This is a genomic window from Streptomyces mashuensis, from assembly GCF_014654785.1.
Lineage (GTDB): Bacteria > Actinomycetota > Actinomycetes > Streptomycetales > Streptomycetaceae > Streptomyces > Streptomyces mashuensis.
In genome coordinates this window covers 554622-568603 of sequence record NZ_BNBD01000002.1, presented here as the reverse complement: position 1 = coordinate 568603, position 13982 = coordinate 554622, and the positions used below count along the sequence as shown (strand labels likewise).

Sequence of the window (13982 nt, the reverse complement as noted above, 5' to 3'; positions counted from 1 at the left end):
GCAACGGCGGGGTTTTCCACAGGAATTGAGCCATCCGGACGGAACGCTTGCAAGCAGCGTACGGTCACGGACATGGCTTCTTCGTCACCCACCGTCACCACGGCTTCGCGGCCGGCGCCCGACATCGGCGCGCTGCGGGAGCGTACGGCGACTCCTCCCACCGCGCAGCGGCCGGCGGGGAGTTGGCGTGATGCGCTGACCGAGCGCCTGCCGGTGTGGGTGCGGGTGCGGTGCGGCATCGAGCTGCGGACGCTGGCGGCGCTGGCGGTGCTGCTCGTGGGGGTGCTCGCTCTGGCGGTGCACCACTTCTGGGCCGGCCGTCCGGAGGCGGTACGGCCGCCGCGGCGGGAGGTTCCGGAGGCCACGGCCGCGGCTGCTGTCCCCGCCCCGGCGCCGGTGCAGAGGAGCGCTTCGCCGAGTGCCGCCGTGGTCGTGGTGGACGTGGCGGGGAAGGTCCGCGATCCGGGGGTGCGGCGGCTGCCGGCGGGCTCGCGGGTGGCCGACGCCCTGGCGGCGGCGGGCGGCGCCCGCGAGGGCGCGGACATCAGCGGCCTCAACCGGGCCCGGGTCCTCGTGGACGGGGAACAGATCGTGGTGGGCGCGGCCGGGAGCCCACCGCCGGCACCGTCGGGGAGCAGTACGACGGCCGGGCCGGCAGGCCGGGGACAGGGGCCGCTGAGCCTCAACTCGGCCACGCTGGAGCAGTTGGACGCGCTGCCGGGTGTGGGGCCGGTCCTGGCCCAGCACATCCTGGACTACCGCACCCAGCACGGCGGTTTCCGCTCGGTCACCGACCTCCGCAAGGTGAACGGCATCGGTGCCCGCCGCTTCACGGACCTGAAGCCGCTGGTGCAGCCATGACCCCGACGACCACACGCCCTGGCACGGCACCAGAAGAAGCGGAGAGCGACCGGGAGCGCCCGGCCGACCTGCGGCTGCTGGGCCCGGCCCTCGCGGCGTGGGCGGCGACGGCGGCGGCCCTGGCGCTGCCGCCCGCGGTGGCGGGCTGGACGGCGGCGGGCCTGGCGCTGGGAGCGCTGGTCGCGGCGGTGAGGCTGTGGAAGGCGAGCAGGCGGGGCGGCGCCGGGGGACGCTGGGGGCGGCCGGGCGTGGCCGGGGCGGTGGCCGCGACGCTGCTGTGCGCTGCTGCCGGTGCGACGGGCGGGGCTCTGGCGGGCGCGGATTTACGGCGCGGGCCGGTGCCGGAGCTGGCCCGGCGGTCCGCGCATGCGACGGTCGAGCTGAGCCTCACCGGCGACCCACGCGCCACCCGGCCGCGGGTGCGGGGCTCGGTCCGCACCACACCGGCGGTGGTGGCGGACGCCGAGGTGACCCGTGTCCTCACGGACGGCGTCCGGACGGACGTCAGAACCCCCGTCCTGCTCGTCGCGCCGGCCTCCTGGCAGGGGCTCCTGCCCTCGACCCGGCTCCGCACGGAGGTGCGGCTCGCGCCGCCGCTCCACCGCGGCGACCGCATCGCCGCGGTGCTACGGACCAGGGACGCGCGGCCGCACGTCATCGAGGGCCCCACCGTCCTGCAGCGGGCCGCCGGCCGTCTGCGGGCGGGACTGCGGGAAGCCACGGACGGGCTGGCGCCCGACGCACGGGCGCTGCTGCCGGGCCTGGTGGTCGGCGACACCTCACGTGTCCCCCCGGACCTCGACGAGGCGTTCAAGGCCACGGACCTCACCCACCTCCTCGCCGTGTCGGGAGGAAATCTCACGATCATGATCGCGCTGCTCCTCGGGCCGGCGCACCTGGCGTCCCGGGCGGAACGGCGCGGCGTGGCGGCGCAGCTGGGGATTCCCCTGCGGCTGACCGCGCTGCTCGGGGGTGCGCTGACGGTGGGCTTCGTGGTGGTCTGCCGGCCCGACCCGAGTGTGCTGCGGGCCGCGGCGTGCGGCCTGATCACGTTGCTGGCGCTGGCCACGGGGCGCCGCCGGAGCCTGCTGCCGGCGCTCGCCGCGGCCGTTCTGCTGCTGGTGCTCCTCGATCCGTGGCTGACGCGGAGCTACGGCTTCGTGCTGTCCGTCCTGGCGACCGGGGCGCTGCTCACCCTGGCGCCGCGCTGGAGCGAGGCCCTGCGCCGGCGGGGGGTGCCGCCGAGGATCGCCGAGGCGCTGGCGGCAGCGGGGGCGGCGCAGGCGGTGTGCGCACCGGTGATCGCCGTGCTGGCGGCCCGCGTGAGCCTGGTGGGGGTGCCCTGCAATCTGCTGGCGGAGCCGGCGGTCGCGCCCGCCACAGTGCTGGGGTTCGCGGCGCTGGCCGCGGCGCCGGTGGCCATGCCGCTCGCGCGGGCCCTGGCGTGGCTCGCCGGGTGGCCGGCGCTGTGGACGGCGAAGGTCGCCCGGACGGGGGCGGGCCTGCCCGGAGCGGAACTCGACTGGCCGGGTGGTGTGCGGGGCGGCCTGCTGCTGGCGGTGTTCACGGCGACCGTGATCCTCGTCTGGCGCCGGCTGCCGGGACGGCGGTGGGCGTGCGCGGGCTGCGTGCTGCTCCTGGTCGTGGCCGTGGTGCGCCCGGCTCCACTGACCCGGGTGGTCACGGGCTGGCCGCCGCCGGACTGGAGGGTGGCTGCGTGCGATGTCGGGCAGGGCGACGCGTTGGTGCTGGCCGCCGGGCCGGGTACGGCTGTGGTCGTCGATGCGGGGCCGGAACCCCGGGCCGTGGACCGCTGTCTGCGGGAGCTGGGGGTGGAGCGGGTGCCGTTGGTGCTCCTGAGCCATTTCCACGCCGATCACGTGGACGGTCTGCCGGGTGTGCTGCGGGGCCGTGCGGTGGGAGCGGTGGAGACGTCGCCGTATCACGAGCCGCCGGGGCAGGCGGCGTTCGTCCGGCGCGTGGCGGGCCGCGCCGGGGTGCCGGTGGGTGATGCGGTGGCGGGGGAGCGGCGCCAGCTGGGCGATGTGTCCTGGGAGGTGCTGTGGCCGCCGCCGGTGGGGACGTCGGCGGCGGCGGAGGACGGCCCGAACGACGCCAGCGTCGCTCTGCTGGTCCGGGCCGGCGGGCTGAGCGTGCTGTTGCTGGGTGACCTGGAGCCGCCGGCGCAGCGGGAGTTGCGGGAGGCGCGACCGGACCTGACGCGGGTGGACGTCCTCAAGGTGGCGCACCACGGTTCGGCGTACCAGGACGCGGAGCTGCTGCGGGGTGCGGCGCCCCGGCTGGCGTTGATCTCGGTGGGTGCCGGTAACCCCTATGGGCATCCGGCGGCGCGGACGGTCGGGGCGCTGCGGGCGGGGGGTGCGGCGGTGCTGCGTACCGACACGGACGGACCGGTCGCGGTGACCGGTGCCGTCGTGGCGTTCACTCGGTCTCGAGCCAGCCGTCGTACTCCTCGGCCAGTTCGCGGAGCTCGCGGAGGTTCAGTTCGCCGTCCGGGTCCTCCACGACGACCAGCCACTGGGCGTCCTCGGCGTCGTCCTCGCCGGCCAGGGCCTCGCGGACCACCTGCGGGTCGTCGTCGAGGCCGAAGCGGCGGCCCGCTTCGTCGGCCACCTCGTCGGCGGTCTCCCGGTCGGGGAGGACGAGCAGGTGGCGTACGGAATCGGAGGAGTCACTGAACGCGGAAGAGTATGAAGAAGCGCTGATCACCCGCCCATTGTGCGGCATGGTTCCGCGGGCGTGCGGGCGGGTGTGTCCGGGGTGCGTGGGATGCTGGAGGCGATGCCCAAGAAGACTGCAACCGACGACCCGCTCGCCCCCGTCACGCTCGCGGTGGGCCAGGAGGACCTCCTGCTGGACCGTGCCGTGCAGGAGGTGGTGGCCGCGGCCCGCGCGGCGGACGCGGACACCGACGTACGGGATCTGACGCCCGACGCGCTCCAGCCCGGCACGCTGGCGGAGCTGACCAGCCCGTCGCTGTTCGCCGAGCGGAAGGTGGTGATCGTCCGCAATGCGCAGGACCTGTCCGCCGACACGATCAAGGACGTCAAGGGTTATCTGGGGGCGCCGGCCGAGGAGATCACGCTGGTTCTGCTGCATGCGGGCGGGGCCAAGGGCAAGGGTCTGCTGGATGCGGCGCGCAAGGCGGGGGCCCGGGAGGTGGCCTGCCCGAAGATGACGAAGCCGGCCGACCGGCTGACGTTCGTGCGGTCGGAGTTCCGGGCGGCGGGCCGGCAGGCGACGCCGGAGGCGTGCCAGGCCCTGGTGGATGCGATCGGCAGTGATCTGCGGGAGCTGGCGAGTGCGTGTGCGCAGCTGGTGGCCGATGTCGAGGGCATGGTCGACGAGGCGGTGGTCGCCCGGTACTACACGGGGCGTGCGGAGGCGTCCAGCTTCACGGTCGCGGACCGGGCGGTGGAGGGCCGGGCGGCGGAGGCGCTGGAGGCTCTGCGGTGGGCGATCGCCACGGGTGTGGCACCTGTGTTGATCACGAGTGCTCTGGCCCAGGGTGTGCGGTCGATCGGCAAGCTGGCGTCGGCGCCGCGGGGTGCGCGTCCGGCGGATCTGGCGCGGGAGCTGGGCATGCCGCCGTGGAAGATCGACCGGGTGCGGCAGCAGATGCGTGGCTGGACGCCGGACGGTGTGGCGGCTGCGCTGCGTGCGGTCGCGGAGGCGGACGCGGGCGTGAAGGGTGGCGGTGACGACCCGGAGTACGCCTTGGAGAAGGCCGTCGTCGCGGTGGCCCGCGCGGCCCGGGCCCGGTCCTGACCGGGGCCGCGGAAAGACTTGGCAGGCAGGGAGCGGGGGAGGGGCTCTCAGCCACAGGGCGGAAAACCGCCCGGCCGGGAGGAGGGAGGGCCCACGCCGCGGCCACGAACCCCCGCCCCACCCCCTCCCCACCCCCACAAAGCCCGAAGGCCCTGTGCCCGTCCTGGGGAGGGACGGGCGCAGGGCCTTCGGCGTTGTTCCTGTGGGCCTCGGAGAGGCCCGGTGCGCCGCACCCGCGTGGCGAACGCAGGCCGCGTGCGGCGCGTGGTGCGCGGGCGGAGCCGCGCCAGGGGTGCCGGGGCGGAGCGGTTGAGAGGGTCCGCTGGACCCGCTCCGGCGGGGTGGGGCATGAGGATCAGGCCCCGGGGTGGCCCCATACGAGGTACGGGGCCGAGGTCGAGACTCAGGCAGCCTTGAGGGAGGCGGCCTGCTTGGCCAGCGCCGACTTCTTGTTGGCGGCGGCGTTCTTGTGGATGACGCCCTTGCTGGCGGCCTTGTCCAGCTTCTTGCCGGCCAGGGCGACGGCGGCGGTGGCCTTCTCCACGTCGCCGGCGGCAATCGCCTCACGGGCCGAGCGGATGTAGGTCTTGACCTCGGACTTGACGGCCTTGTTGCGCAGGCGCGCCTTCTCGTTGGTCTTGATCCGCTTCATCTGGGACTTGATGTTCGCCACGAAAAAGCCTTTTCAGGTGCGTTGGATGTGAAACGGTGCCTGTGCGCGCAAGAGGGCACGCCAGGCACAGTGCACCAGGCTACCAGCACGCCCATCGGCCGCCCAAACCGGACCGTACCCGCTGCTCATGGGAGCATGGAGGGGCCGTATATCCCGACTCCCGTCGAGACTGGCCGGCAGCGGCCAGTGTCACCGAATGGATCCTGCGTGCCCGCGACCCCTACCAACGTGCCCGAGCCGAGCCGTACCGACCCGGCTCTGATCCGTAATTTCTGCATCATCGCGCACATCGACCACGGCAAGTCGACGCTCGCCGACCGGATGCTTCAGCTGACCGGCGTGGTCGACCAGCGGCAGATGCGCGCGCAGTACCTCGACCGGATGGACATCGAGCGCGAGCGCGGCATCACGATCAAGTCCCAGGCCGTCCGGCTGCCCTGGGCGCCGACCCAGGGCGAGGGTGCGGGCGCCACCCACATCCTCAACATGATCGACACGCCGGGCCACGTGGACTTCACCTACGAGGTGTCCCGCTCCCTCGCGGCGTGCGAGGGCTGCATCCTCCTGGTGGACGCCGCGCAGGGCATCGAGGCCCAGACCCTCGCCAACCTCTACCTGGCGATGGAGAACGACCTCACGATCATCCCGGTGCTCAACAAGATCGACCTGCCGGCCGCGCAGCCCGAGAAGTTCGCCGCGGAGCTGGCCAACCTGGTCGGCTGCGAGCCGGAGGACGTGCTGCGGGTCTCGGCGAAGACCGGTGTGGGCGTGGAGGAGCTGCTCGACCGCGTGGTCGCGACCGTCCCGGCCCCGGTCGGTGTCAAGGACGCCCCCGCCCGCGCGATGATCTTCGACTCGGTGTACGACGCCTACCGGGGCGTGGTCACGTACGTGAAGGTCGTCGACGGCACCCTCCGCAAGCGCGAGCGCATCAGGATGATGTCGACCGGCGCCGCCCACGAGCTGCTGGAGATCGGCACCAACTCGCCGGAGATGACCCCGGCCGACGGCCTGTCCGTCGGCGAGGTGGGCTACCTGATCACGGGTGTGAAGGACGTCCGCCAGTCGAAGGTGGGTGACACGATCACCCAGCTGCACGGCGGTGCCACCGAGGCCCTGGGCGGGTACAAGGACCCGAAGCCCATGGTGTTCTCCGGCCTCTACCCCCTCGACGGCTCGGACTACCCGGAGCTGCGCGAGGCCCTGGACAAGCTCCAGCTCAACGACGCCGCGCTGGTGTACGAGCCGGAGACGTCCGCCGCCCTCGGCTTCGGTTTCCGTGTCGGCTTCCTCGGCCTGCTGCACCTGGAGGTCATCCGGGAGCGCCTGGAGCGCGAGTTCGGCCTCGACCTGATCGCCACCGCCCCCAACGTGGTCTACCGCGTGATCATGGAGGACGGCACCGAGCACACGGTGACCAACCCCTCCGAGTTCCCCGTCGGCAAGATCGACGAGGTGTACGAGCCGGTGGTGCGGGCCACGATCCTGGCGCCCAGCGAGTTCATCGGCGCGATCATGGAGCTGTGCCAGACCCGCCGCGGTGTGCTGCTCGGCATGGACTACCTCTCCGAGGACCGCGTCGAGATCCGCTACACCCTGCCGCTCGCCGAGGTCGTCTTCGACTTCTTCGACCAGCTGAAGTCCAAGACCCGCGGCTACGCCTCGCTGGACTACGAGCCCACCGGCGAGCAGAACAGCGAGCTGGTCAAGGTCGACATCCTGCTGCACGGCGACAAGGTCGACGCGTTCTCCGCGATCACCCACAAGGACAAGGCCTACGCGTACGGTGTGCGCCTGGTCTCGCGCCTGAAGGAGCTCATCCCGCGGCAGAACTTCGAGGTGCCGGTGCAGGCCGCCATCGGCTCCCGTGTCATCGCCCGCGAGACGATCCGCGCCATCCGCAAGGACGTCCTCGCGAAGTGCTACGGCGGTGACATCTCCCGTAAGCGGAAGCTGCTGGAGAAGCAGAAGGAAGGCAAGAAGCGGATGAAGATGGTCGGCAACGTGGAGGTGCCGCAGGACGCCTTCATCGCCGTGCTGTCCAGCGAGTCCGACGGCGGGGACAAGGCCAAGAAGTAGTCCCGGCCCCCCTATGCGGAACGTGCCCGCCCTCTCCCGGGGGCGGGCACGTCGCTTGTCCACACCCGGACGGGTGGCCGCCGGAACCGGTGCCGGCGGCTGTTTGTCCACAGGCTCTTACGCAATGAGCCGGACGGCTCTACCCTGATCACTGCTTGAAGGTTACTGGCGAGTCACCAGCAGCGAAGCGCCCCCGGAGGATGCCGTGACGGACACGCAGGCTTTGATCGAGAACCGCCCGCCCTCCGTGGCGCACCTCTTCCTGGAGCGCATCGAGGCCACCCCCGACGCCGAGGCGTACCGCCGCCCCGTCCCGTCCGCCTCCGGGCAGGGCCCCGACGACTGGGAGTCGCTCACCTGGCGGCAGGCCGCCGACCGGGTCTTCGGCATCGCCGCCGGCCTCATCGACCTGGGCATACTTCCCGAGGAGCGGGTCGCCCTCGCCTCCAACACCCGGCTCGACTGGATCCTCTCCGACCTCGGCATCATGTGCGCCGGCGCGGCCAACACCCCCGTCTACCCGAGCACGAACGCCGAGGAGACGGCGTACATGCTCTCCGACGCCGGCTGCCGGGTGCTGATCGCCGAGGACGCCGCCCAGGTCGCCAAGGCCCGCCAGTGCCGCGCCGACCTGCCCGGCCTCGCGCACGTCGTGGTGATCGACCCGGCCGGTGCCGAGCCCGCCGAGGGCGACCCCGAGGGCTGGCTGCTCACCCTCGCCGAGCTGGAGAAGCGCGGCGCCGCCCACCTGGAGCAGCACCCGGAGGCCGTGCGCGAGCGCATCGCCGCCCTGCGCCCCGAGCAGCTGGCCACCCTCATCTACACCTCCGGCACCACCGGCCGTCCCAAGGGCGTCCGCCTGCGGCACGACGCCTGGGCGTACATGGGCCGCGCCATCCACGCCACCGGCCTGGTCGAGCCGCAGGACGTGCAGTACCTGTGGCTGCCCCTCGCGCACGTCTTCGGCAAGGTGCTCACGGCCGGCCAGATCAGCGTCGGGCACATCACCGCCGTCGACGGCCGCGTCGACAAGATCATAGAGAATCTGCCGGTGGTCCGGCCCACCTACATGGCCGCGGTGCCCCGCATCTTCGAGAAGGTCTACAACGGCGTCGCCACGAAGGCCCGCGAGGGCGGCCCCGCCAAGTACCGGATCTTCCGCTGGGCCGCCGAGGTGGCCCGTGCCTACGCCAAGACGTCCCAGGAGAACTTCCGCCGCACCGGCACCCGCTCCGTGCCGTTCGCCCTCGCCGCCCAGCACCGCATCGCCGACGTCCTCGTCTACGCCAAGATCCGCCAGGCGTTCGGCGGCCGGCTGCGCGCCTGCGTCTCCGGCGCCTCCGCCCTCGCCCCCGAGATCGGCTACTTCTTCTCCGGCGCCGGCATCCACATCCTGGAGGGTTACGGCCTCACGGAGACCAGCGCCGCCAACCTCGTCAACCCCGGCGAGGCCTACCGCACCGGCACCGTCGGCAAGCCCCTGCCCGGCACCGAGGTGCGCATCGCCGACGACGGCGAGATCCTGCTGCGCAGCCCCGGCGTCATGGAGGGCTACCACGGCCAGCCGGAGCGCACCGCCGAGGTTCTGGAGTCCGACGGCTGGTTCCACACCGGCGACATCGGCGAGCTCTCGCCCGACGGCTATCTGCGCATCACCGACCGGAAGAAGGACCTCATCAAGACGTCGGGCGGCAAGTACGTCGCCCCCGCCGAGATCGAGGGCCGCTTCAAGGCCCTGTGCCCCTACGTCTCCAACATCCTGGTGCACGGCGCCGACCGGAACTTCTGCTCCGCCCTCATCGCCCTCGACGGCCCGTCGCTCCTCGACTGGGCCAAGGAGCAGGGCATGGCCGGCAAGTCGTACGCCGAGGTGGTCGACGACCCGCGCACGGTCGAGATGGTCGAGGGCTATGTCCGCGACCTCAATGCCGGGCTGCAGCGCTGGCAGACCGTCAAGAAGTTCCGGCTGCTGCCCCGCGACCTCGATGTGGAGCACGGCGAGTTGACGCCCAGCCTCAAGCTCAAGCGGCCGGTCGTCGAGCGCCAGTACAAGGACCTCATCGAGGAGATGTACGAGGGCGCGCGCGAAGCGTGAGGTCCGGGCGGGCGGCCCGGCCCGTCCGCCCTCCTCCGGCCGCCCCGGCCGCACCCCCTCCCGGTGGTCCCCCGCCCCCGGCCGAACGGCAGTGCCCCCACCCTTAGAGGCTCACTTACGGGACTCCGCGCCCCTGAGCGCGAACCGTCTGTCACTCTGTCGGTGGTGAATGCCGCACCATGCCGTGAGCGGTCAGGAGCGTCACCGTGAGGACATCACCGTGAGGACACCACCGACGGACAGGGAGCACGGCGACGCCGCCGGCTCCCCGGGCCGGGGCTCCGCCGCGCCCGTACCCGTACCCGTACCCACCCCCGCACCCGACCCCACGCCCACGGCCCGCACCAGCCTGCCCGGCAACGCCCTGGCGCCCTCCGCCGCCCGCCGCTTCGTGCGGTCGGTCCTCACCGGCTGGAACACCCACGCCGTCACCACCGACGACGCCACCCTCCTCGTCAGCGAACTCGTCACCAACGCCGTGGTGCACGCCGGCACCTCCGTCGACCTGGAGTGCCGCCTCGACCCGGCCCGCGGCGGCAACCTCGTCGTGGAGGTCACCGACCACCACCCGGCCCGCCAGTTCCGGGCCCGCCCCCGCTGCCCGTCCGACGACCGTCCCGGCCCCCGCCCCACCGACCTCCGCGGCGACGCACCACCCGACGGCGCCCCCGACGGCACCCCCCACGGCGCCCACAGCGGGCAGGGCCTCCGTCTCGTCGCCGAGCTCGCCGAGACCTGGGGCACCGCCTACCGGCGCACCGACAAGACCGTCTGGTTCCACCTCCCCGCGCAGCCCGGCCCCCGCGACGCCGACACCCTCTGCGAGCACGCCCTGCTGCGCGACCTCGACGCCGCCGAGGCCCTCGCCCCCGGCGTCCCGCCCGTCCCCCTCCTCGCCACCGCCCGCCGCTCCGCCGAGCGCGGTCACCACCGCGCCCTGTCCTTCCTCGCCGAGGCGTCCGAGCTGCTCGCCGGCCAGTTCGACGAGGACACCGTCGCCGCCCTCGCCACCCAGCTCGCCGTCCCCCGCCTCGCCGACTGGTGCGCCGTCTGGCTCGACGACACCACCACCCCCGGCGCACCCCGCCCCGTGCCGCGCCTCTCCCACGTCTGGCACGCCCACGAAACCCTCGTCGAGCCCCTGCGCCACGCCCTCCTGCGCACCCCGCCCGCCCTGCCCGCCGCCGGCCGTGCCGTCCCGTGGCCGTACCCACCGGACACACCGGGCCCCGCCGCCCCACCGGGCCCCAGCAACAACGGCAACAAGGGCAGCAACGGCAAGCACGGCACCGCCCTCGCCTGCCGCCTCGTCGCCGGCGGCCGCGGCATCGGCACCCTCCTCCTCGGCCGCAGCGGCCCCGCCGCCCCCGTCATGGGCGGCGACGTCACCGCCCTCACCGAGGACTTCTCCCGCCGCGTCGCCCAGGCCCTCGCCTCCGCCCGCCAGTACACCCGGCAGGCCACCATCAGCCGCATCCTCCAGCGCGGCCTGCTGCCCCGCGGCGTCGCCCGCATCCCCGGCGTCGACCGCGCCGTCGTCTACGAACCCCGGGGCGACGCCTCCGCCGGCGGCGACTTCTACGACATCTTCGGCGCCGGCTCCGGCTCCGGCCGCTGGTGCTTCGCCCTCGGCGACGTCTGCGGCAGCGGCCCCGAGGCCGCCGTCACCACCGGCCACGTCCGCCCCTGGCTGCGCCTCCTCGCCAAGGAGGGCTACGGCGTCGCCGCCGTCCTCGACCGGCTCAACCGCATGCTCGCCGACGAGGCCGCCGAGGCCGAGCCCGGCACCGGCGGCCCCGGCTTCCTCTCCCTCCTCTACGGCGAGCTCGTCCCCGGCGACGACGGCGTCCGCTGCACCCTCGCCAGCGCCGGCCACCCCCTGCCGCTGCTCCTCCGGCCCGACGGCTCCGTACGGCCCGTCGCCGCGCCCCAGATGCTGCTCGGCGTCGTCGACCACGTCGGCTACGGCAGCGAGACCTTCACCCTCGCGCCCGGCGACACCCTGCTGTGCGTCACCGACGGCGTCACCGAGCGCAAGCACGGCAACCGGCTCTTCGACGACGGCGACGGCCTGGCCACCGCCCTCGCCGGCTGCGTCGGCCTCGGCGCCGAGGACGTCGCCCACCGCATCCGGCACGCCGTCCACGGCTTCGCGCCCGCCCCGCCCGACGACGACCTCGCCCTGCTGGTGCTGCACGCCACGTAGTCCGCCCCCGGATCCGTGCCGTCCGGCAGCGGCGCCGGGCAACGCCGCCGATGCCGGACAATGGACCCCATGCCTTCCGTACTGCCCGACGGCGAGCCCATGCCCGAGGACGGGTCCCTGCCCCGCCACGCCCTCGACGGCTCCGGGCAGCGGCCCCTCGCCTTCTACCTGCACGTCCCCTACTGCGCCACCCGCTGCGGGTACTGCGACTTCAACACCTACACCGCGAGCGAGCTGCGCGGTTCCGGCGGCGCCCTCGCCTCCCGCGACACCTACGCCGGCACCCTCACCGACGAGATCCGCCTCGCCCGCAAGGTGCTCGGCGACGACCCGCGGCAGGTGCAGACCGTGTTCGTCGGCGGCGGCACGCCCACGCTCCTGCCGGCCGCCGACCTGGGGCGGATGCTCGCCGCCGTCCGCGACGAGTTCGGCCTGGCCGACGACGCCGAGGTCACCACCGAGGCCAACCCCGACTCCGTGGACCCCCGCTACCTGGCGGAGCTGCGCGAGGCCGGCTTCAACCGCGTCTCCTTCGGCATGCAGAGCGCCCGGCAGCACGTCCTGAAGGTCCTCGACCGCACCCACACCCCCGGCCGCCCCGAGGCGTGCGTGGCCGAGGCCCGCGCCGCCGGCTTCGACCACGTCAACCTCGACCTGATCTACGGCACCCCGGGCGAGAGCGACGACGACTGGCGCGCCTCCCTCGACGCCGTCATCGGCGCCGGCCCGGACCACGTCTCCGCGTACGCGCTGATCGTCGAGGAGGGCACCCGGCTGGCCGGCCGCATCCGGCGCGGCGAGGTGCCCATGACCGACGACGACGTGCACGCCGACCGCTACCTGATCGCCGAGGAGAAGCTCGCCGCGGCCGGCTACACCTGGTACGAGGTGTCGAACTGGGCCACGGACGCCGCCGCCCGCTGCCGCCACAACGAGCTCTACTGGCGCGGCGCCGACTGGTGGGGCGCCGGCCCGGGGGCGCACAGCCACGTGGGGGGCGTGCGGTGGTGGAACGTGAAGCACCCGGCCGCCTACGCGCAGGCCCTGGCGGAGGGCCGGTCGCCGGGCGCGGGCCGCGAGGTCCTCTCGGCGGAGGACCGCCGCGTCGAGCGCATCCTGCTGGAACTGCGGCTGTCCGACGGCTGCCCGCTGGACCTCCTCCGCCCGGCCGGCGCCGAGGCGGCGGCCCGCGCCCTCGCGGACGGTCTGCTGCAGCCCGCCCCGTACGAGGAGGGGCGCGCGGTCCTCACCCTGCGCGGGCGCCTGCTGGCGGACGCGGTGGTGCGCGACCTGGTGGACTGACGCGACCTGGCGGACCGAGCGGCCCCGGCGGCTCGTGGGGACGGGGTCAGTCCTCCGGCGCCGTCACGAAGTCGATGAGCCGCTCCACCGAGCCCAGCAGCTCCGGCTCCAGGTCCTTGTACGACGACACGGCGCCCAGGATGCGCCGCCAGGCCGCCGCCGTGTCGTCCGGCCAGCCCAGCCCCCGGCACACGCCGCGCTTCCAGTCCTCGTCGCGCGGCACCCGCGGCCACCCCGCGATGCCCAGCGCCGCCGGCTTCACGGCCTCCCACACATCCACGTACGGGTGACCCACGACCAGCACGTGCCCGGACGACTCCCGGGCCACCTCCGCCGCGATCCGCGACTCCTTCGAACCCGGCACCAGATGGTCGACGAGCACCCCCAGACGGGCGTCCGGGCCCGGCCCGAAGGACCGCACGATCGAGGGAAGGTCGTCGACGCCCTCCAGGTACTCCACGACCACCCCCTCGATGCGCAGGTCGTCGCCCCAGACCCGTTCCACCAGCTCTGCGTCGTGGCGCCCCTCGACGTAGATGCGCCCCGCGCGCGCGATGCGCGCCCGGGCGCCCGGGACGGCGATCGAGCCGGAGGCGGTGAGGCGCAGCCCCGGGGGCGGCGCCCCGCCGGGGCGCGGGCGCACGAGCGTGACCACGCGCCCCTCCAGCAGGAAGCCACGCGGTTCCATGGGAAAGACCCGCTGCTTGCCGAAGCGGTCCTCCAGAGTCACCGTCGCGCCCTGGGCCGTCTTCTCGCAGCGGACGACCGCCCCGCAGAAGCCGGTCGCGACCTCCTCGACGACGAGGTCGGGCTCCGCCGGGACCTCGGGGGCGGGCGCGTTCCGCTTCCACGGAGGGGTGAGATCGGGGTCGTACTGCCGACTGCGCATGCGCGCCATTGTGGTCCATGATCGACACGGCCCGTGAGCGGCAGCCGCCGGCGCCCCCGGGCCGTCGCGCGCCCCCCGCAGCCGTCAG

At 74.0% G+C, this 13982-nt stretch carries 9 protein-coding genes and 1 pseudogene; 7 read left to right on the top strand and 3 right to left on the bottom strand.

Annotated elements, in window-relative coordinates; genetic code table 11:
• The first annotated feature begins 72 nt into the window (after nt 1-72).
• Nucleotides 73-861 (top strand): ComEA family DNA-binding protein, encoded by a 789-nt coding sequence (locus tag IE305_RS07850; protein ID WP_190128706.1) that lies wholly within the window; start codon nt 73-75, stop codon nt 859-861.
• Nucleotides 858-3293 (top strand): annotated as a pseudogene (locus tag IE305_RS07845) (ComEC/Rec2 family competence protein); the annotation flags it as partial. The gene IE305_RS07850 and the pseudogene IE305_RS07845, both read left to right, overlap by 4 nt.
• A gap of 10 nt (nt 3294-3303) precedes the next feature.
• Here IE305_RS07845 and IE305_RS33660 read toward each other — a convergent pair.
• Nucleotides 3304-3609: a hypothetical protein gene (locus IE305_RS33660; protein ID WP_373311535.1), complete on the bottom strand. Its 306-nt coding sequence runs from the start codon at nt 3607-3609 to the stop codon at nt 3304-3306.
• A 54-nt stretch (nt 3610-3663) separates the two neighbouring features.
• Here IE305_RS33660 and holA point away from each other — a divergent pair, with 54 nt between their 5' ends.
• A complete protein-coding gene (holA, locus tag IE305_RS07840) occupies nt 3664-4650 on the top strand; it encodes a DNA polymerase III subunit delta (RefSeq protein WP_190128705.1) in 987 nt (328 codons plus the stop codon).
• Nucleotides 4651-5053: 403 nt separating this feature from the next.
• On the opposite strand, the gene rpsT is transcribed toward holA, so the two are convergent.
• Nucleotides 5054-5323, bottom strand: coding sequence for a 30S ribosomal protein S20 (rpsT, locus tag IE305_RS07835; RefSeq protein ID WP_190128704.1), 270 nt, complete (start codon nt 5321-5323; stop codon nt 5054-5056).
• A gap of 207 nt (nt 5324-5530) precedes the next feature.
• Here rpsT and lepA point away from each other — a divergent pair, with 207 nt between their 5' ends.
• The 4 genes from lepA to hemW all read left to right on the top strand — a co-directional run bounded on the left by lepA (nt 5531) and on the right by hemW (nt 13005).
• Nucleotides 5531-7402 (top strand): translation elongation factor 4, encoded by a 1872-nt coding sequence (lepA, locus tag IE305_RS07830; RefSeq protein ID WP_190128703.1) that lies wholly within the window; start codon nt 5531-5533, stop codon nt 7400-7402.
• 205 nt (nt 7403-7607) lie between these two features.
• Entirely contained in the window at nt 7608-9497 is a 1890-nt protein-coding gene (locus IE305_RS07825; protein WP_190128702.1) for an AMP-dependent synthetase/ligase, read from the top strand.
• Between the two features lie 169 nt (nt 9498-9666).
• The gene (locus IE305_RS07820; protein WP_190128701.1) at nt 9667-11703 is read left to right on the top strand and encodes a SpoIIE family protein phosphatase; all 2037 of its coding nucleotides are present in this window, start codon (nt 9667-9669) and stop codon (nt 11701-11703) included.
• 69 nt (nt 11704-11772) lie between these two features.
• Entirely contained in the window at nt 11773-13005 is a 1233-nt protein-coding gene (hemW, locus tag IE305_RS07815) for a radical SAM family heme chaperone HemW (RefSeq protein WP_190128700.1), read from the top strand.
• 46 nt (nt 13006-13051) lie between these two features.
• Here hemW and IE305_RS07810 read toward each other — a convergent pair whose 3' ends face one another.
• On the bottom strand, nt 13052-13894 hold the full coding sequence (locus IE305_RS07810) for a DUF3097 domain-containing protein (protein WP_190128699.1): 843 nt from the start codon (nt 13892-13894) through the stop codon (nt 13052-13054).
• Between the last annotated feature and the right edge of the window lie 88 nt (nt 13895-13982).